The organism is Nocardioides sp. DN36 (genome assembly GCF_055380375.1).
In genome coordinates, this window is sequence record NZ_AP043823.1 from 3,891,443 (window position 1) to 3,909,981 (window position 18,539).

Below are 18,539 nucleotides of genomic sequence, written 5' to 3' on the forward strand. Positions count from 1 at the left end.
AGCGGGCGGCGGCTGACACACAGAAGGCCGCCGCAGCCAGGAGCCGGCGACCCTGAACGCCATGATACCGGCCACAGCGCCGTAAACCACGTACCGACCCCACAGATGGGGGGAACTGTGGACAAAATGGGCCCCTGAGCGGGTCGTGAGGGCCTCTGCAACCGCCGTTCAGGGGGTCGGACAGGTCCCTGTACGTCGGATGGCCTCGCAGATCGTCTCGCAGGCACCCCTGCCGACCAGGCGGTCGCGGTGTTTCAGGTGGCGGCGTTTCATGTGAAACGAGGCTCAGCCGTAGGTGTCGCGCGGCCCCCGGCCGTCGCGGGCCGAACGGGGCCCCTTCTTCCAGGTCGGCAGGTGCGGACCGAGCACCTCGATGATCGTGACGGTGCCGTGGCCGAGCTCCTCGTTGAGGCGGCGCACGATCGTCGGCGCGAGCAGCCGCAGCTGGGTCGCCCACGCGGTCGAGTCGGTGCGCACCACGAGCTTGCCCTCGGCGAACGCCTCCGGGGTGCAGTGCTGGGCCACCTCCTGTCCGACCAGCTCCTGCCAGCGACCGAACACCCCGTGCACCCGCAGGTCGAGGTCCCAGCCGTGGTCGTCGACGAGCCGGTTGACCACGCTGTCGAGCAGCTGCGGGTCGCGGTCGTCGGGGTGCGCGCCGGACACGCGGGTGGACGAGGAGCGCCGCCCGGTGGACTTCCTGGCGCGCCGGACGGGCGCCCCACCAGCGCGCGCGGTCGCCCGGGTCAGCGCCCGGGCGAGGTCGAGCCCGTCGTCACGGTGGTTCTCCACCACCGGGTCGGGTGCGGCCGGCCCGGAAGCGTCGGGACCGGCGGCGTCGGCGTCGGGGCCGTCGACGCCATCGGCGCCGTCGGGGAGGAGGGCCTCCTCGTCACCGGTCATCGTCGGCCCTGCGGACCTCGCCGTCGGCCACCACGAACCGCGCGCCGGCCAGCGCGGGCGGCACGTCGGCACCGACCGCCGCCGTGACCAGCACCTGCTCGGCGCCGGCGACCAGGTCGGCCAGCTGCGCGCGGCGTTCGCTGTCCAGCTCGGCGAAGACGTCGTCGAGGATGAGGATCGGGTCGTCCCCGTCGGCACGGAGCAGGTCGTAGGACGCCAGCCGCAGCGCCAGCGCGAAGGACCACGACTCGCCGTGCGAGGCGTACCCCTTGACCGGCAGCCGGGTGCCGCCGTCTCCCGCGCCGTGGCCCAGCGTCAGCAGCAGGTCGTCGCGGTGGGGTCCGACCAGCGAGACCCCGCGGTCGAGCTCCTCGCCGCGCCTGCGCTCGACCTCGGCGAGCAGCGCCTCGGTGAGCACCGCCCGGTCGGGGAGCGCGCCGTGCCCGTCGGGCAGCTCGAAGGAGGCCTTGTAGGTGATCTCGGCGTCGTCGCGCGAGGCACCGCGGGCCACCGTCTCGTACGCCTTGCCGAGGTAGGGGCGCAGCGCGTCCACGAGCTGCAGCCGCTCGGCGAGCAGCTCGGCCCCGGTGCGCGCGAGGTTGTCGTCCCAGACCGCGAGCGTGGAGAGCGCCGACTCCTGCGCGTCGCGGCCCCCACGCCGGGCCACCCCGATGTTCTTGAGCAGCGAGTTGCGCTGGCGCAGCACCCGGTCGTAGTCGGCGCGGACCCCGGCCAGCCGCGGGATCCGGAGAACCAGCAGGTCGTCGAGGAAGCGGCGCCGGTCCGAGGGGTCGCCCTTGACCAGGGTCAGGTCCTCGGGGGAGAAGACGATCGTGCGCAGCAGCCCCACCAGGTCGCGGGCCCGGGGGAGCGGCGACTTGTTGACCCGGGCCCGGTTGGCGCGACCCGGGTTGAGCTCGACCTCGAGCACCGCCGTCCGGCCGTCCCGCACGACCGCGGCCCGCACCACCGCCTGGTCCGCTCCGGACCGGACCAGGGGAGCGTCGGTCGCCACCCGGTGCGAGGAGAGCCGGGAGAGGTAGTCGATCGCCTCGACCAGGTTCGTCTTCCCCTGTCCGTTGCGCCCGATGAACGCGGTGACGCCCGGCTCGAGCCGGACGTCCGCGGCGGCGTACGAGCGGAAGTCGTGCAGGACGAGGTGGGAGACGTGCACCGGAGTGCTAGTCCCCCCGGGCTGCGTCGCCGCCGGGCGGCGGCGCGGTGCGGGTCGCGTGCCCGCCGAACTGGTTGCGCATGGCCGCGATCGCCTTCATCGCCGGGCTCTCGTCCTGGCGCGAGGCGAACCGGGCGAAGAGCGAGGCGGTGATCACGTTGAGCGGGACGGCGTTGTCGATGGCCGCCTCGACGGTCCAGCGACCCTCGCCGGAGTCCTCGGCGTAGCCCGCGAGCTTGTCGAGGTGGGTGTCGTCCTTCAGCGCGGTGACCAGCAGGTCGAGCAGCCAGGAGCGGATGACGGTGCCCTCGCGCCAGGAGTCGAAGACGTCGACGACGTTCTCCACCAGGTCGACCTTCTCCAGAAGCTCGAAGCCCTCCGCGTAGGCCTGCATCATGGCGTACTCGATGCCGTTGTGGACCATCTTGGCGAAGTGCCCCGCGCCCGGCGCCTTGCCCGCGTGCACGAAGCCGGAGTCACCCTCGGGCTTAAGCGCATCGAACGCGGGCTGGACCTTGGCGACGTCCTCCTCGGAGCCGCCGCACATCAGGGCGTAGCCGTTCTCCAGGCCCCAGACCCCGCCGGAGACACCGCAGTCGACGAAGCCGACGCCCTTCTGGGCCAGCATCTCGGCGTTGGCCTGGTCGTCGGTCCACCGCGAGTTGCCGCCGTCGACCACCAGGTCGCCCTCGGACAGCAGGTCGCCCAGGGTCCGGACGGTCTCCCGGGTCGGGTCGCCCGCAGGAACCATCACCCAGACGACGCGCGGCGCAGGCAGCTGCGCGACGAGCTCCTCGAGGCTCTCGACGTCGGACACGTCCGGGTTCCGGTCGTAGCCGACGACCGTGTGGCCGGCCTGGCGCAGGCGGGTGCGCATGTTCCCGCCCATCTTCCCGAGTCCAACAAGTCCAAGTTTCATGCGAAGAGCCTAAGGGTCGAGGGTGACGGCGGCCGGCGCCCCTGTGGCAGGGCCGAGGAGCGAGGGCGGCCCGGGTCCGGTCGTGGAGCGACGAGAGCGCCGCGGAGCGGGATGCCGGGCCCGCTCAGGACAGGAGACGGCGCGGCATCAGGAGGTAGCGGAACGGCGACGCCTCGGCGTCGTCGTCCACCTTGCCGCTGATGACGACCGGCTTGGAGGCCTGGGTGAAGGCCAGCTCGACCACCGGCTGGTCGATCGCGCCGAGCCCGTCGAGCAGGAACTGCGGGTTGAAGCCCGTGGTGATGTCCTCGCCCTCGATGGTCGCCTCGATCGACTCCGAGGCCTGCGCCTCGTCGCCGGAGCCGGCGTCCAGGGTCAGCACCCCGTCGCTGAAGGCGAGCTGGACCGCGGTGTTGCGCTCGGCCACCAGGGCCACGCGCTTGACCGACTCGATCAGCGCGGCCTTGTCGACCAGCGCCCTGGTCTGGTGCTCGTTGGGGAACAGGCTGCGGACCTTGGGGAACTCCCCGTCCAGCAGGCGGGTGGTGGTGCGGCGTACGCCGCCGGGCGCCGCGCCCTCGAAGCCGATGATGCCCTCACCGGTGCCCGATGCGGCGAGGGCGATGGTGACCTCGCTGCCGGCGGTGAGGGACTTGGCGGTGTCGCCGAGCACCTTGGCCGGGACCAGGGCGGCCAGCGACTCGTCGGGGGTGCGCGGGTCCCAGCCCAGCTCGCGGTGGGACAGGCGGAAGCGGTCGGTGGCCAGCAGCGAGATCGTCGAACCCTCGATCTCGATCCGCACGCCGGTGAGCACCGGCAGCATGTCGTCGCGGCCGGCCGCGGTGACGGCCTGGGCGACGGCGTGCGCGAAGTGGTCGCTCTGCACCGTGCCGGTCGCGGCGGGCATGTCGGGCAGCGACGGGTAGTCGTCGACCGGCATCGTCTGCAGGCTGAAGCGGGCCGAGCCGCAGGTCAGCGAGACCCGGGCGCCGTCGAGCACCATCTCCACCGGCTTGGCCGGGAGGCTGCGGCAGATGTCGGCGAGCAGCCGGCCGCTGACCAGCGCGCGGCCCTCGTCGCTGACCTCGGCCTTGAGGGTGGCGCGCGCCGAGGTCTCGTAGTCGAAGGTCGAGAGGACCAGCCCCTCGTCGCTCGCGTCGATGAGGAGCCCGGCCAGCACCGGGACGCTCGGACGGACCGGGAGGCTGCGTGCGGCCCAGGCAACGGCATCGGCGAGCACGTCGCGATCGACGCGGAACTTCACGTTGGGTGTTCCTTCGGGTCGGTGAATCACAACTCGAGGTTGTGGGGTGCGAGGTCTGGGAGGTGAATCCTGCCATGCGAGCGGGTGCGGTGGGAGGTTCGGTGTCGTTTGCCCTCGCGCACGACCTCCCGGTCCCCGAGCGTTCGCGGAGGGTCCCGGGGCAGGTTGTCCCCAGGTCGGGGGCCGGATGGATGTTCACCGGGGATCGTGATGTCTGGAGGTAGGTCGGAGTCACAGCATCCGTGGAAACTGTGGAGAACTCAGGTCCGTGCAGGTCAGCCCGCGAATTTCGGTGCACAGGGCCTGTGGAGCGGCGCGGTGCGGATGACACGTCCTTGTGCAGTTCGGATCTTGTTCCGTCAGTCGTGCCCGGAGTTTCCACAGCTGCTCCACGTCGATGTCACGCGGAACCACAAGCCCTCCACAGGGCCGGGACGTGTGATTCGTCCCGTGTCCGGGAGCCGAAAATGGCTCGTCAGGAAGCGAAATGAGCACGACGCCCGGCGTCGAGCCGGGCGTCGTGGGTGGTCGAGAGCGCTCAGAACGCTTTCTGGAGAGCCATTTGCGGGGTCTCGGCCCGTCAAGGGCACGTCTCTCAGACCTGACGGGCCTGCATCTTCACGCGGTTGGTCAGCTCGCTGACCTGGTTGAAGACGGCGCGGCGCTCGGCGAGGAGCTGGTTGATCTTGCGGTCGGCGTACATCACGGTCGTGTGGTCGCGGTTGCCGAACTGGGCGCCGATCTTGGGCAGGGAGAGATCTGTCAGCTCGCGGCACAGGTACATCGCGATCTGCCGGGCCATGACCAGGTGCCGGCCGCGGCTGGGGCCGGTGAGCTCCTCGATCGAGAGGCCGAAGTACGCCGCGGTCTGGGCGATGATCAGCGCCGCGGTGATCTCCGGCTCGCCGCCCTCGGGGATCAGGTCCTTGAGGACGATCTCGGCCAGGGTCATGTCGACCTCCTGGCGGTTGAGGTTCGCGAAGGCCGTCACCCGGATCAGCGCGCCCTCGAGCTCGCGGATGTTGGTCTGGATCTTCGAGGCGATGAACTCCAGCACGTCCGGCGGCGCGGTGAGCCGGTCCATCGCCGCCTTCTTGCGCAGGATGGCGATGCGGGTCTCGAGGTCCGGCGGCTGGACGTCGGTGATCAGGCCCCACTCGAACCGGTTGCGCAGCCGGTCCTCCAGCGCCTCGAGCCGCTTGGGCGCACGGTCCGAGGTGAGCACGATCTGCTTGTTGGCGTTGTGGAGCGTGTTGAACGTGTGGAAGAACTCCTCCTGGGTCTGGGTCTTGCCCTCCAGGAACTGGATGTCGTCGATGAGGAGCACGTCCACGTCGCGGTAGCGGCGCTTGAACCGGTCCTGCCGGTCGTCGCGGATCGCGTTGATGAACTCGTTGGTGAACTCCTCGCTCGAGACGTACCTGACCTTCGCGCCGCTGTAGAGGCTGCGGACGTAGTGGCCGATCGCGTGGAGCAGGTGGGTCTTGCCGAGACCGGAGTCGCCGTAGACGAGCAGCGGGTTGTACGCCTTGCCCGGCGCCTCGGCCACTGCGACGGCGGCGGCGTGCGGGAAGCGGTTGGACGAACCGATGACGAAGGTCTCGAAGGTGTACTTCGGGTTGAGCCGGGTCTCCAGCGCCGTGGGACGCGGCAGTGACTCGACCGGGTCGACCGGCCCGCGCGCCGGCGGCGGCGGTGTCACGTCGGGCTGGGAAATTGTCGACATGTCGATCTCTCGACTTGTCGAGTTGTTGATCACCGGCGCGGTGTCGGCGGTCGCGTCCTCGTCGAGCTGGGGGTTGACCGTCACCGCGATCCGGATCTCACGCCCGAAGGCCACGGTGAGGGCGTCCTCGAGCTGACCGCGCAACCGGCCCTCGAGCTGGGTGCGGGTGAAGTCGTTGGGCACGGCGATGATCGCCGTGCTCTCGTGCAGGGTGACGGGCTCGCTGGCGCGCAGCCAGGCCCGCTGGTTGGGCTGCAGGTCGTCGACGACGCCCCGCCAGGCGACGTTGAGGTCCGAGGTGCCTTGCTCCACGGGGTTCCCGCCTCGCTTCCGGTGGTCGTGCGCTCGTCGTCGGGCCCCATGCTCGCCGCCCTCGGCGGCGTGCCGCAGGGGAACCGACGATCGGATGGGTCCGGTTTTCTCTCCACAACTTTGTCCACAGGTTGTGAACCCGAGACCCTCCCTGTGGAGAGTCGCGGTCCGAGACACGCCCCGACGACTTGCGGATCGCTGTCTTCGCAGGTCAGAGGGCGAAAGCCAGGAAAGTGGCGGACGTCACACGGCCTGTTGATCCACAGGAGTCCGGGGGTGTGGGGGAACCTCGGAGGGCTTGAACGTAACAAGGCGCGACGGGGCGGAGCAAGACGTCATCCACAGGCTCTGGAGGAGGCCCCGGACGCCGGTTTGACCCTGTTGAACGCCAGCGCGTACCGTTGGCCGGTCACCCGGTGTCGACCGGTGCCGCATGTCCACGCAGCTGTGCGCTCGTGGGTGGGCGGTGCCAGCCGAAAGGCGTCCGGAGCCCGAGGCTCCGATGGTGCTGCCGATCCACCGGCGTGGCTGCCCTGTCACACCATGGAGAGAAGCTCGTGAGCAAGCGTACGTACCAGCCGAACAACCGCCGCCGTCACAAGGTGCACGGGTTCCGCCTGCGCATGCGCACCCGCGCCGGTCGCGCCATCCTGTCCTCGCGTCGTCGCAAGGGCCGCAAGAGCCTGGCCGTCTGAGGCCTCGCCTCTGCCGGCGGGCCACCCCGTGCTGACCGCGCCGCACCGGCTGCGTGACTCCACCTCCTTCCGGGAGGCAGTCCGCGCCGGGCGGCGCGCTGGTTCGCGGACCCTGGTGGTGCACCTGCACGCCCAGGCCCGCTCCGGTGAACCCTCCGGGCCACCCCGGGTGGGATTCGTCGTCAGCAAGGCGGTGGGCAACGCCGCGACCCGCAACCGCGTGAAGCGTCGACTCAGACACCTGGCCCGGGAGCACGTCTCGTCGCTCCCGGGCTCCGCTGTGCTCGTGGTCCGGGCGCTGCCCGCGGCCGCCGGTGCGACGTACGCGGAACTCGGCGCCGACCTCGAGCGTTGCCTGGGGCGGGTGCTCGTCGCGTGAAGTACGTCCTGATCGGCCTGCTCAAGGCCTACCGCGCGGTGATCAGCCCGCTGTACGGACAGGTCTGCCGCTACCACCCCTCCTGCTCGGCCTACGCCCTGGAGGCGGTGCGCGAGCACGGCAGCCTGCGCGGCAGCTGGCTTGCCGTACGCCGCCTGCTGCGCTGCCACCCCTGGGCCGCCGGCGGCTACGACCCGGTGCCGGTTCGACACAAGCCTCCCCGCGTGAGCGCGGGAACTCCCCCTACGCAAGGAGCCTGACCCGTGGGAATCCTGGGCGACATCGGTCACTTCATCATGACCCCGCTCTACTACGCGATCTCGGCGGTCCTGGTCGCCTGGCACGAGGTGTTCAGCCTCGTGCTCAACCCGGCGGGGGGCGCTTCGTGGGCCCTGTCGATCATCGGCCTGACCCTCGTCATCCGTGCTGCGCTGATCCCGCTGTTCGTCAAGCAGATCAAGTCCAGCCGGAACATGCAGCTGATCCAGCCCAAGGTCAAGGAGCTGCAGAAGAAGTACGGCCACGACCGGGAGAAGCTCGCCCAGGAGACGATGAAGCTGTACAAGGAGACGGGCACCAACCCGTTCGCCTCGTGCCTGCCGATCCTCCTGCAGATGCCGATCTTCCTGGCGCTGTTCCGGCTGCTCGATCACGCCGCGAAGAACAAGACCGGCAACGGCGTGCTGACCGACTCGATGGCCAAGCAGTTCGGCGAGGCGAAGCTGTTCGGCCACATCCCGCTGGCCGACACGTTCCTCGACAACGGTGGCAACACCTCGGTGATGGTCGTCGCGGCGATCCTCGTGGTCGCCATGACCGCCACTACCTTCACCACGCAGCGCCAGCTGATGAGCAAGAACATGCCGTCGGACGCGCTCAGCGGTCCGTACGCACAGCAGCAGAAGATGCTGCTCTACGTCCTCCCCGTCGTCTTCGCCGTCGGTGGTATCGCCTTCCCGATCGGCGTGCTCCTCTACTGGACCACGTCGAACCTGTGGACGATGGGCCAGCAGTTCTACGTGATCCGCAACAACCCCGCCCCGGGCACGCCCGCCGCGCAGGCCAAGGCCGACCGTGACGCCGCCAAGGCCGCCAAGCACGGCCACCCGGCCACGCCCGCGACGCCCGCCGCCGTCGAGCCGGAGGCCGAGCCTCGCCCCGCCCGGCGCCAGCAGCCGAAGCGGCAGTCCCGCGAGCAGCGCAAGAAGGCCGGCGGATCGCGCCCGACCGACAAGACGAACCCCGAGGGAGAGCAGCAGTGAGCGAGTCCGGCACCGACACCACCCAGGCCGAGAACGTCGAGAGCGTCGAGGACGGCGTGACCGAGGAGACCACCGCGACCACCGGCGCGGACCGGGTCCGTGAGCTCGAGCACGAGGGCGACATCGCGGCGGACTACCTCGAGGAGCTGCTCGACATCGCCGACCTCGACGGCGACCTCGACATGGACGTCGAGGGCGATCGGGCCGCGGTCTCCATCGTGGGTGCCGAGCTGAGCCAGCTCGTCGGTCGCGACGGCGAGGTGCTCGACGCCCTGCAGGAGCTGACCCGGCTGGCGGTCTACCGTGAGACCGGTGAGCGCTCCCGGCTGATGCTCGACGTGTCGGGTTACCGGGCGCGCAAGCGCGAGCAGCTGGTGGCCCTCGCCGAGGAGACGATCGCCCGCGTCCGCGAGCACGGCGAGCCGGTCTCGTTGGACCCCATGTCCCCCTTCGAGCGCAAGGTGGTCCACGACGCGGTCGCCGCTGCGGGGCTGAGCTCGGAGTCCGAGGGCGCCGAGCCGCGCCGGTACGTCGTCGTGCTGCCCGAGTGACCGATGGCTGACGTTTCACGTGAAACACCCCCCGCGCCCGACGTGGCCCGGGGGGTGTTCCCGTCTGAGCGGCTTCCGCTCGCGGAGCGCTACGCGGAGCTGCTCGCCACCGAGGGGGTGGTCCGCGGCCTGATCGGCCCCCGGGAGGCCCCGCGCCTCTGGGAGCGACACCTCGTGAACTGCGCGCTGCTCGGCGACCTGGTGCCGGACGGGGTCACGCTGTGCGACATCGGGACCGGCGCCGGCCTGCCGGGGCTGGTGCTGGCGATCGCCCGACCCGACCTGCAGATCACGTTGGTCGAGCCGCTGCTGCGACGCACCACGTTCCTCGACGAGGTGGTCACCGAGCTGGAGCTGTCCCGCGTCGAGGTGGTGCGCGGGCGGGCGGAGTCGCTGCACGGGCAGCGCCGGTTCGACGTGGTCACCTCCCGCGCGGTCGCTCCCCTGGACCGGCTGCTCGGCTGGTCGATGCCCCTGGTGGCCCCGACCGGGGCCCTGGTGGCGATGAAGGGTTCCTCGGTTCGCGACGAGGTCGAGGCCGCCCGGGACGCGGTCCGTGAGTGGGGATGCGCGGAGCCCGAGGTGCGCGTGCTCGGTGCGGAGCTGGTCGAGCGTCCGACGTACGCCCTCCAGGTGGCCTGGGCGGATCCGACGCAGGTATCTTGGCCGCTGGCTGCGGATCGGGCAGCCCGGCGCGACTCTGCCTCGGGACGCCGACGCGGAGCGAAGCGGAGGCGGAAGGCGTGACCGAGACAAGCCGGGACGGGCGCACGTCCCCCGGCTGGCCCGAGGATGCCGAGCCGACGTTATCCACCGGTCTGGGATGGCCTGTTGAGCGTGATTCTCCACAGGTTGAGGCCGATCATCCACAAGTGACGATGGAAGAGGACGACGTGGTTTCACGTGAAACACCGCCCACGCGGACGTTCACGGTACGGACGGCGGCCGACCTGGCCGCCGCGGAGCCCGGCTTCGACGACGCGGCGACGCCGCTGGCCCGTGCGGCCGAGCACACCGTGCTCGCGCGTCACGGCGCTCGGATGCGGCCGGCGCTGCCCCGCCCCGACACCACCCGGGTCCTCGTGGTGGCGAACCAGAAGGGCGGCGTCGGCAAGACGACGTCCACCGTGAACGTCGCGGCCGCGCTGGCCCAGCTGGGGCAGCGCGTCCTGGTGATCGACCTCGACCCGCAGGGCAATGCCTCCACGGCGCTCGGCGTGGAGCACCACCGCGGTGTGGCCTCGACGTACGACGCACTCGTGGACGGGGCTCCGCTGGCGGAGGTCGTCAGCCCCTGCCCCGAGGTGGCCAACCTCGACGTCGTGCCGGCGACCATCGACCTCGCGGGCGCCGAGATCGAGCTGGTGAGCGTGGTGGCTCGTGAGAGCCGGCTGCACCGGGCGATCCAGGGGCACCCCCGGGTCGGGAGTGCGGCCGAGGTGGGCGAGGAGCGCTACGACTTCGTGCTCATCGACTGCCCACCCTCGCTCGGGCTGCTCACGCTCAACGCGCTCGTGGCCGGTGCGGAGATGATGATCCCCATCCAGGCGGAGTACTACGCGCTCGAGGGTCTCGGACAGCTGCTGGAGACCGTCGAGATGGTGCGTGCCCACCTGAACCCGCGGCTGCAGGTGTCCACGATCCTGGTGACGATGTACGACGCCCGCACCCGGCTCGCCGCGGGGGTCGCCGAGGAGGTGCGCGAGCACTTCGGTGACCAGGTGCTCAAGACCAGCATCCCGCGGTCGGTGCGGGTCTCCGAGGCCCCGTCGTACGGCCAGACCGTGATGACCTACGATCCGGGATCGCCGGGCGCGCTGTGCTACCTCGAGGCCGCGCGTGAGATCGCCACCAAGGGAGCCCCCCGATGAACGCCAGTCGTCCTCAGCAGCGTCGTGGGCTCGGCCGCGGTCTCGGCTCGCTGATCCCGACGGCGCCCGCCGCGCCGCAGACCCCCGGTGCCGGCGAGTCGTCGGCCGCGCGGCCGGACGGGGCCGACACGCAGGCGGCCGGCCTGTCCGGTTCCGGGGTCGGCGCCGGTCAGGATGGACAGCACGACGGAGCGGCCGACGCGGGTGGTCCGCCGGCGGACCGGGTCGTCCCCGACCAGGGCCTGGCGCCCGTGGCAGGGGCGTACTTCGCCGAGGTCCCGCTCGAGCAGATCTCGCCCAACCGGGTGCAGCCCCGCCAGGTCTTCGACGAGGACGCGATGGCCGAGCTGGTGCACTCCATCCGCGAGGTCGGGCTCCTGCAGCCGGTCGTGGTGCGCCGCACCGGTGTGGACGCCTACGAGCTGGTCATGGGCGAGCGTCGCTGGCGCGCCTCCCAGGAGGCCGGTCTGGAGACGATTCCCGCGATCGTCCGTGAGACCGACGACAACGACATGCTCCGCGACGCGCTGCTGGAGAACCTGCACCGCTCGCAGCTGAACCCCCTCGAGGAGGCGGCGGCCTACCAGCAGATGCTGGAGGACTTCGGCTGCACCCACGACGAGCTGGCCTCGCGGATCGGTCGCTCCCGACCCCAGATCAGCAACACCCTGCGGCTGCTCCGGCTCAGCCCGGCCGTGCAGCGCCGGGTGGCGGCCGGGGTGCTCTCGGCCGGCCACGCGCGGGCGCTCCTGGCCGTGGAGGACCCGGAGCTGCAGGACCGTCTCGCCCAGCGCGTCGTCGCCGAGGGCATCAGTGTGCGTGGGCTCGAGGAGATCGTGGCCATCGGCGACGGGAGCACTCCCGCGCAACGCACGACGCGACGCCGGCCGACTGCCCCGGGTCTTGTGGACCTCGCCGACCGTCTCTCGGACCGCTTCGAGACGCGGGTCAAGGTCGACCTGGGCAAGAGCAAGGGCAAGATCACCGTCGAGTTCGCCTCACTGGAGGACCTCCAGCGCATCGTCGACGTGATGGACCCGCGCAACCGCACGGACCGACCGATCTGACGATTTGTCGACAAAGTGACAAATTGCTTTGTCGATAAAGCGACGAACTGCAGCGCTCTCACCGCGTTGTTGCACGTGAAACACCGGGCTCCCGGCCCGTCAGGACGGGCCGATGGTTGCTGAAACCGCCCCGCGAGCGCCCGAAAAGTTGTCCAGGAACGATTCTGAGCGCCGTGTCACCGCGTCCACGGGGGCTGCAGGGGCAGCAACTGCCCCCAGATCGCCGCTGACAGCACCGGATCCGGGGGCCAGCGGGCGCTCGTCAGCCGGGTGGGATCAGGTGCGGGCGCGACGGGCCGCGCGCTTGGCCGCCCGCTCGCGCTTCTCGGCGGCGTCGAGCGCCAGCGCCTCCTCCGGCGTCGGCGCACCGCCGCCGTGCGAGGCCGGCACCCACCAGGCACCCGGCGGCTGCTCCTCGGCGGGGTACTCCCGGATCGCTTCGTCGAGCATCGCGGCCATCCGGGCCCGGAGCTCGGCCGTCTCCGCGGTGGGGTCCTCGCCGCTGGGCAGCATCGGCTCGCCGACCGTGATGCTGATGGTCTTGCCCCGCGAGAAGTCCTTGGGGTGGCCCTTGGTCATCATGCGCTGGGTGCCCCACAGGATCACCGGCACGATCGGCACGCCCGCAGCGGCCGCGATCCGGACCGCGCCGGTCTTGAACTCCTTGAGCTCCATCGACCTCGAGATGGTGGCCTCGGGGAAGATCCCGACGGCCTCGCCGGCCTTCAGGTAGTCGACCGCGGTGTGGTACGACGCGAGACCCTCGCCGCGGTCCACCTCGATGTGGTGCAGCGAGCGCATCAGCGGACCGGTCCAGCGGTGGTCGAACAGCTCGCGCTTGGCCATGAAGCGCACCAGCCGACCCGACGGGTTGGCGGCCAGCCCCCCGTAGACGAAGTCGACGTACCCGATGTGGTTGTAGGCCAGCAGCACGCCGCCCTCACGGGGCACGTGCTCGGTGCCGGACATCAGGAACCGCTGGCCCAGCAGGCGGAACGCGGTCTTGGCGGTGACGATGATCGGGGGGTAGGTCAGGTCACGCACGTCTACTCCTGGGGGCTGCTCCGCGACACGGCGGCCTGGACGAGGGAGGCACACACCTTGCCGAGGTCCAGGCCGGCGGCCTGGATCGCGAGCGGCACGGTCGAGGTCTCGGTGAACCCGGGGGCCACGTTGACCTCGAGGAACCATACCCGGCCCGCGGGGTCGACGATCAGGTCAGACCGGGAGACGTCGCGCAGTCCGAGCACCTCGTGGGCCAGCAGGGCCACCCGGGCGACCTCGGCGGACAGGTCCGCGTCCAGCGGCGCCGGGGTGACGAACTCGGTCGAGCCCGCGGTGTAGCGCGCCGTGTAGTCGTAGACCCCGCCGTCGGGACGGATCGCCACGGCCGGCAGCGCCCGGGGCCCGGAGCCGTCGTCGATGACCGGGACCGCCACCTCGAGGCCCTCGACGAACTGCTCGAGCAGCGCCACGTCGCCGTACGCGAACGCGTTCACCATCGCGGAGGGCAGCTCCTCGGCCCGGCGGACCACCGAGCAGCCCAGCGCGGACCCGCTCTTGGCGGGCTTGACCATCAGGGGGAGACCCAGGCGCGCGACCAGCGCCTCCATCACGGCGGCGGCGCCGAGCTCGCGGAAGGTCTCGTGCGGGAGGCAGACCGCCTCGGGGGTGTCGATCCCGGCCCGCGCGACCACCGCCTTGGCGACCGGCTTGTCGAACGCGGTGCGGCAGGCGGCCGGGGGCGCGCCGACGTACGGGACCGAGAGGAGCTCGAGCACCTCGCGGATGGCGCCGTCCTCACCGGTCTCGCCGTGCAGCATCGGGACCACGCAGGCGGGACGCTCGGTGCGCAGCGTGGCCAGCAGCGAGGCGTCGACGTCGCGCTCCACGACCTCGAGGCCGGTGCCCCGCAGCGCCTCGGCGACCCGACGGCCCGAGCGCAGCGACACGTCCCGCTCGTGGGACAGCCCGCCGGCCAGCACGAGCACCGCCCCGGTGGGGGCGCCGTCGTCGATGCTCACGTGTTCTCCGCTCATCTCGGTCAGCTCAGGTCGGTGCTGGGGGCGTCGTAGCCGCTGCGGGCGTCCAGGCCCCGGGTCGGTGCCGCGGCCCCGAACGTCTCGCGCAGCTCCATCTCGGCCTCGAGCACGCCCGCGAGGCGGCGTACGCCCTCACGGATCCGCTCGGGGGTCGGGTAGCAGAACGACAGCCGCATGGAGCCCGAGCCGAAGCCGTCGGCGAAGAAGGCAGTGCCGGGTACGTAGGCCACCCGCGCGGTGACCGCGCGCGGCAGCATCGCCTTGGCGTCGATGCCGGGCGGAAGCGTCACCCACACGAAGAAACCGCCGTCGGGCTCGTTCCACGAGCACGACGCGGGCATGTAGTCGCGCAGCGCCTCCATCATCGCGTCGCGCCGCTCGCGGTACATCTCCCGCATCTGCTTGATCTGGCCCTGCCAGTCGTGGCCGGCGAGGTAGGTCGAGACGGCCATCTGGCTGAAGGACGGAGGGCACAGGGTCGCGGACTCCTGGGCGAGCACCAGCTTCTCGCGCACCGCGTGCGGGGCCAGCGCCCAGCCCACCCGCATCCCGGGCGAGAAGGTCTTGGAGAACGACCCGAGGTAGATCACGCCCTCGGCCTCGTCGGCTCGCAGCGCCCGCCGGGGCTCGCCCTCGAAGCCGAGCAGTCCGTAGGGGTTGTCCTCGAGCACCAGGATGTCGTGGCGCCGGCAGATCTCGAGGATCTCCGGGCGCCGCTCGGCCGCCAGCGTGACGCCGGCCGGGTTGTGGAAGTTGGGGATCGTGTAGAGGAACTTGATGGTCTTGCCGGCCGCCCGCACGGCGGTGATCGCCTGCTCGAGCGCGGCCGGGACCAGCCCGTCGGCGTCCATCTCGACGTGCACGACGTCGCACTGGAACGATCGGAAGACGCCGAGCGCCCCGACGTACGACGGCGCCTCGCAGAGCACGACGTCCCCGGGGTCGCAGAAGATCCGGGTGACCAGGTCGACGGCTTGCTGGGAGCCGACCGTCACCACCACGTCGTCGGGGTGCGCCTCGATGCCCTCGAGCCGCATCACGTCGCAGATCTGCTCGCGCAGGGTCGGGTCGCCCTGGCCGGAGCCGTACTGCAGCGCGACCGGGCCGTTGGTCGCGACCAGCTCGGCGATCGCGCTCCCCACGACGTCGAGCGGCAGGCCGGAGATGTTCGGCATGCCGCCGGCCAGCGAGACCACCTCGGGCCGCGAGGCCACGGCGAAGAGGGCGCGGATCTCCGAGGCGGTCATCCCTGCGGTGCGCGCGGCGTAGCGGTCGACGTAGGAGTCGAGGCGGGTGCCGGATCCGGCGGTGACGCTGGTGCTGACGCGGGGCGCGGGGGTGTTGTCCATGACAGGCCTAGCATGAACGATGGGAGTCCGGGCCGCACGTGCAGCCCGGGGATTGGGCGGGTCGGTCACAGTCGTCCACCGGTCCGGGCAGCACGGCAGGAGGTGCCGATGTCACGCAAGATCGTCCGGCTCACGCTGGACCACCTCGACGCCCTGCCCGAGCCGTGCCGCTCGTGCCTGTTCTGGGAGCTCGACCCCGTGCGGCGCGAGCGGGTCGACGACCCGCGCGGCGAGAAGGACGCCTGGGTCTCCGAGGTGCTGCGCGAGTGGGGCTCGTGCGGCCGGGTGGCGCTCGTCGACGACGTGCCGGTCGGCTACCTCATCTACGCGCCGGAGGCGTTCGTGCCCGGCGCTGCGAGCTTCCCGACCGCCCCGGTGTCGCCGGACGCGGTCCTGCTCACCAACGTGTACGTCGCCCCCGAGCACGCCGGGGGCGGGCTCGGGCGGATGCTGGTGCAGGGCATGGCCCGGGACCTGATCGAACGGGGCGGGATCAGGGCGGTGGAGGCGTTCGGTGACGTGCGGGGCAACCGCCGCTGCGTGGCCCCCGTGGAGTTCCTCGGCAGCGTGGGGTTCAAGACCCAGCGGGCCCACGGCACCAGTCCCCGGATGCGGATGGAGCTGCGCTCCACGCTGACCTGGCGCGACGAGCTGGAGGCTGCCCTCGAGCGACTGCTGGGCGTCGTGCGCCCCGTGAAGAAGCCAGCGCCCGCCCCTACGCCGAAGGCGACGAGGAGCGGGCGCACCGTCACGTGACGGTCAGGCTCTGACCGGAAGGCTCAGATGAGGTCGGCGAGCTCGTTGAGCAGCGCGGCCTTCGGGCGGGCCCCGACGATCGACTTCACGACCTCACCGTTCTGGTAGACGTTGATGGTCGGGATGCCGGTGACGCGGTACGACGAGGGGGTGACCGGGTTCTCGTCCACGTTCATCTTGAAGAACGTGATCTTGTCGCCGTGGGCGGTCGCGATCTCGTCGAGGATCGGGGCGACCTGGCGGCACGGGCCGCACCACTCCGCCCAGAAGTCCACCAGGACGGGCTTGTCGGACTTGAGGACCTGCGCCTCGAACTCGGCGTCGGTCACGGCAGCGATGTTCGCCACGGTCACACCTTTCTCTTGAAGTCTTCTCGGACGAGTCAACACCAGGGCGGGGACAGTTGTTCCCACCACGCCGGGGGTCAGCGGCTCAGGAGCCCTGGGTCGCCATCTCCGCGTCGGCCCGCGCCTGGGCCTCCTGCGGGGTCGAGGCGACGTGGTCGAGCTCGGCGAGGTAGCGCTCGGCGTCGAGCGCGGCCGCGCAGCCGGTGCCGGCGGCGGTGATCGCCTGGCGGTAGTGGTGGTCGACCAGGTCGCCCGCGGCGAAGACGCCCGGCAGGTTGGTCCCGGTCGAGGGGTGCGAGACGACGACGTAGCCGTTCTCGTCGAGGTCGACCTGGCCCTTGAGCAGCTCCGAGCGGGGGTCGTGGCCGATCGCGATGAACAGGCCGGTGGCGTCCAGCGTGCGCTTCTCGCCGGTGACGGTGTCCTTGAGGGTCACCGACTCCAGCCGGTCCTCGCCGTTGATCTCCTCGACGACCGAGTTCCAGACGATCTCGAGCTTGGGGTCGGCGAACGCCCGCTCCTGCATGATCTTGGAGGCGCGCAGCTCGTCGCGACGCACGATCAGGGAGACCTTGGTGCCGAACCGGGTCAGGAAGGTCGCCTCCTCGATCGCGGAGTCACCACCGCCGACCACGGCGATGTGCTGGTCGCGGAAGAAGAAGCCGTCGCAGGTCGCGCACCACGAGACGCCGCGACCGGAGAGCTCCTCCTCGCGGGGCAGCCCGAGCTTGCGGTAGCCGGAGCCGGTGGCCAGCACGACCGCCTTGGCGGTGTAGGTGTCTGTGGCGGTCTTCACGACCTTCACGTCACCGGTCAGGTCGACCTCGACGACGTCGTCGGGGACCAGCTCGGCGCCGAACCGCTCGGCCTGGGCACGCATCTCGTCCATCAGCGCGGGGCCCATGATGCCGTCGCGGAAGCCGGGGAAGTTCTCGACCTCGGTCGTGTTCATCAGCGCGCCTCCGGCGGTCACCGATCCCTCGAAGACCAGCGGGTGCAGGCTCGCCCGGGCGGCGTAGACCGCCGCGGTGTACCCGGACGGACCCGAGCCGATGATGATGACGTTGCGGGTGCCGGACTCAGACATGGGGGACGATCTCTCCTCGGCGGGTGGCGCTCGGTGCCGCCCTGTTGGCTCGTGGTCAGAACCGATCGTAGGCGAGCGGCATTCCCTCAGCGCGCGGGGAGCGTGATCGAGCGCACCGCGTCGGAGCCGCCGCACGCGAAGAGGTCGACGACCTGGGAGTCGCCGGTCACCGGACGCAGCACGAGAACCGCGTTGGTGCCGTCGTAGCGCACCGGCACGAGCTTGCCCCGGCCCCAGTCGCCGGCCGCGCACTCGAAGGGGTGGCGCCGGTCCTGTGCGGAGTACGCCGCCTGCTCACCGGCGGTCCGTCGGGCTCTCGCCACGTCGGCGGAGAAGTGGTCCGGTCGCACCCGGACCGGCGCGGCCAGCGCCATCATGTTGTCCTCGGGAGCGTCCGCGCCGACCTCGCTCCGCTCGATCCGGGAGCGGCCCGAGGAGGAGCCCGAGCTGTCGCGGGCGGCCTGGCCGGCGGAGGAGGCGCTGTCCGAGTCCGAGCCGTTCGGGGAGACGTCGACCACCTGGGAGAGGCCGACGCCCACGGCCACCACGGCGGCGGCGGCGACCAGGACGGAGGCGGCGCGCCGGCGGCGCCGTGAGGCGAGCTCCGTGACGGTGCCGGGGGCCGTCGGGTCCGGGTCGTCCACGCCCGGCGAGCCCGTGGACTGCTGCTCCGCCAGCTCGGCGAGGACCCTCTCGAGGCGTGCCGAGACGTCGACCGGGATCGGCTCGGTGTGCCGGGCGTCGGCGAGCAGGCGGCGTACCTCCCGCTCCTGCTCGGGGCCGAGCTCGGGGCGTTCGTCGGCGGCCATGGGGTCCTCCTCTCGGCGGCGGGGAA

At 71.4% G+C, this 18,539-nt stretch carries 20 protein-coding genes; 9 read left to right on the top strand and 11 right to left on the bottom strand.

Going from position 1 to position 18,539, the window contains the following annotated elements; all coding sequences use genetic code 11:
* Window positions 1–285 precede the first annotated feature (285 nt).
* From ACZ43H_RS19650 to dnaA, 5 genes are all read right to left on the bottom strand, one after another.
* The gene (locus tag ACZ43H_RS19650; RefSeq protein ID WP_464585737.1) at window positions 286–903 is read right to left on the bottom strand and encodes a DciA family protein; all 618 of its coding nucleotides are present in this window, start codon (window positions 901–903) and stop codon (window positions 286–288) included.
* A complete protein-coding gene (gene recF, locus ACZ43H_RS19655; protein WP_464585738.1) occupies window positions 893–2,077 on the bottom strand; it encodes a DNA replication/repair protein RecF in 1,185 nt (394 codons plus the stop codon). Before recF ends, ACZ43H_RS19650 begins: the two co-directional genes overlap by 11 nt.
* 7 nt (window positions 2,078–2,084) lie before the next feature.
* Window positions 2,085–2,996: a phosphogluconate dehydrogenase (NAD(+)-dependent, decarboxylating) gene (gnd, locus tag ACZ43H_RS19660; RefSeq protein ID WP_464585740.1), complete on the bottom strand. Its 912-nt coding sequence runs from the start codon at window positions 2,994–2,996 to the stop codon at window positions 2,085–2,087.
* A 124-nt stretch (window positions 2,997–3,120) separates the two neighbouring features.
* Window positions 3,121–4,260, bottom strand: coding sequence for a DNA polymerase III subunit beta (gene dnaN, locus ACZ43H_RS19665; protein ID WP_464585742.1), 1,140 nt, complete (start codon window positions 4,258–4,260; stop codon window positions 3,121–3,123).
* Between the two features lie 595 nt (window positions 4,261–4,855).
* Window positions 4,856–6,298, bottom strand: a complete 1,443-nt coding sequence (dnaA, locus tag ACZ43H_RS19670; RefSeq protein ID WP_464585743.1) for a chromosomal replication initiator protein DnaA — start codon at window positions 6,296–6,298, stop codon at window positions 4,856–4,858.
* Window positions 6,299–6,855: 557 nt separating this feature from the next.
* Here dnaA and rpmH point away from each other — a divergent pair.
* The 8 genes from rpmH to ACZ43H_RS19710 all read left to right on the top strand — a co-directional run bounded on the left by rpmH (window position 6,856) and on the right by ACZ43H_RS19710 (window position 12,123).
* Window positions 6,856–6,993 carry a 50S ribosomal protein L34 gene (rpmH, locus tag ACZ43H_RS19675; RefSeq protein ID WP_011758123.1) on the top strand — a complete coding sequence of 46 codons (138 nt, stop codon included), beginning with the start codon at window positions 6,856–6,858 and terminating at the stop codon, window positions 6,991–6,993.
* 28 nt (window positions 6,994–7,021) lie between these two features.
* Window positions 7,022–7,372: a ribonuclease P protein component gene (gene rnpA, locus ACZ43H_RS19680; RefSeq protein ID WP_464585745.1), complete on the top strand. Its 351-nt coding sequence runs from the start codon at window positions 7,022–7,024 to the stop codon at window positions 7,370–7,372.
* Complete coding sequence (gene yidD, locus ACZ43H_RS19685) at window positions 7,369–7,632, top strand: membrane protein insertion efficiency factor YidD (protein ID WP_464585747.1); 264 nt, start codon at window positions 7,369–7,371, stop codon at window positions 7,630–7,632. Before rnpA ends, yidD begins: the two co-directional genes overlap by 4 nt.
* Window positions 7,633–7,668: 36 nt before the next feature.
* Window positions 7,669–8,634, top strand: coding sequence for a membrane protein insertase YidC (gene yidC / locus ACZ43H_RS19690; RefSeq protein ID WP_464590876.1), 966 nt, complete (start codon window positions 7,669–7,671; stop codon window positions 8,632–8,634).
* Window positions 8,631–9,185 (top strand): Jag family protein, encoded by a 555-nt coding sequence (locus ACZ43H_RS19695; protein WP_464585749.1) that lies wholly within the window; start codon window positions 8,631–8,633, stop codon window positions 9,183–9,185. Before yidC ends, ACZ43H_RS19695 begins: the two co-directional genes overlap by 4 nt.
* A gap of 54 nt (window positions 9,186–9,239) precedes the next feature.
* Complete coding sequence (gene rsmG, locus ACZ43H_RS19700; protein WP_464585751.1) at window positions 9,240–9,932, top strand: 16S rRNA (guanine(527)-N(7))-methyltransferase RsmG; 693 nt, start codon at window positions 9,240–9,242, stop codon at window positions 9,930–9,932.
* A 131-nt stretch (window positions 9,933–10,063) separates the two neighbouring features.
* Window positions 10,064–11,056: a ParA family protein gene (locus ACZ43H_RS19705; RefSeq protein ID WP_464590878.1), complete on the top strand. Its 993-nt coding sequence runs from the start codon at window positions 10,064–10,066 to the stop codon at window positions 11,054–11,056.
* On the top strand, window positions 11,053–12,123 hold the full coding sequence (locus ACZ43H_RS19710; protein ID WP_464585753.1) for a ParB/RepB/Spo0J family partition protein: 1,071 nt from the start codon (window positions 11,053–11,055) through the stop codon (window positions 12,121–12,123). The genes ACZ43H_RS19705 and ACZ43H_RS19710 overlap by 4 nt, the downstream gene beginning before the upstream one ends.
* A gap of 276 nt (window positions 12,124–12,399) precedes the next feature.
* On the opposite strand, the gene ACZ43H_RS19715 is transcribed toward ACZ43H_RS19710, so the two are convergent.
* From ACZ43H_RS19715 to ACZ43H_RS19725, 3 genes are read right to left on the bottom strand one after another with little or no spacing between them, the layout of a single operon-like run.
* Window positions 12,400–13,167 carry a lysophospholipid acyltransferase family protein gene (locus tag ACZ43H_RS19715; RefSeq protein ID WP_464585755.1) on the bottom strand — a complete coding sequence of 256 codons (768 nt, stop codon included), beginning with the start codon at window positions 13,165–13,167 and terminating at the stop codon, window positions 12,400–12,402.
* A 2-nt stretch (window positions 13,168–13,169) separates the two neighbouring features.
* A complete protein-coding gene (locus ACZ43H_RS19720; RefSeq protein ID WP_464585757.1) occupies window positions 13,170–14,147 on the bottom strand; it encodes a D-alanine--D-alanine ligase family protein in 978 nt (325 codons plus the stop codon).
* Window positions 14,148–14,167: 20 nt separating this feature from the next.
* The gene (locus tag ACZ43H_RS19725) at window positions 14,168–15,514 is read right to left on the bottom strand and encodes an aminotransferase-like domain-containing protein (RefSeq protein WP_464585759.1); all 1,347 of its coding nucleotides are present in this window, start codon (window positions 15,512–15,514) and stop codon (window positions 14,168–14,170) included.
* A gap of 108 nt (window positions 15,515–15,622) precedes the next feature.
* Here ACZ43H_RS19725 and ACZ43H_RS19730 point away from each other — a divergent pair, with 108 nt between their 5' ends.
* A complete protein-coding gene (locus ACZ43H_RS19730) occupies window positions 15,623–16,270 on the top strand; it encodes an N-acetyltransferase family protein (protein WP_464585761.1) in 648 nt (215 codons plus the stop codon).
* Window positions 16,271–16,293: 23 nt separating this feature from the next.
* On the opposite strand, the gene trxA is transcribed toward ACZ43H_RS19730, so the two are convergent.
* The 3 genes from trxA to ACZ43H_RS19745 all read right to left on the bottom strand — a co-directional run bounded on the left by trxA (window position 16,294) and on the right by ACZ43H_RS19745 (window position 18,513).
* On the bottom strand, window positions 16,294–16,617 hold the full coding sequence (gene trxA / locus ACZ43H_RS19735) for a thioredoxin (protein WP_379182405.1): 324 nt from the start codon (window positions 16,615–16,617) through the stop codon (window positions 16,294–16,296).
* An 85-nt stretch (window positions 16,618–16,702) separates the two neighbouring features.
* Window positions 16,703–17,704 carry a thioredoxin-disulfide reductase gene (gene trxB / locus ACZ43H_RS19740; RefSeq protein ID WP_464585763.1) on the bottom strand — a complete coding sequence of 334 codons (1,002 nt, stop codon included), beginning with the start codon at window positions 17,702–17,704 and terminating at the stop codon, window positions 16,703–16,705.
* Window positions 17,705–17,790: 86 nt separating this feature from the next.
* The gene (locus tag ACZ43H_RS19745) at window positions 17,791–18,513 is read right to left on the bottom strand and encodes a hypothetical protein (protein WP_464585765.1); all 723 of its coding nucleotides are present in this window, start codon (window positions 18,511–18,513) and stop codon (window positions 17,791–17,793) included.
* Window positions 18,514–18,539: the final 26 nt, after the last annotated feature.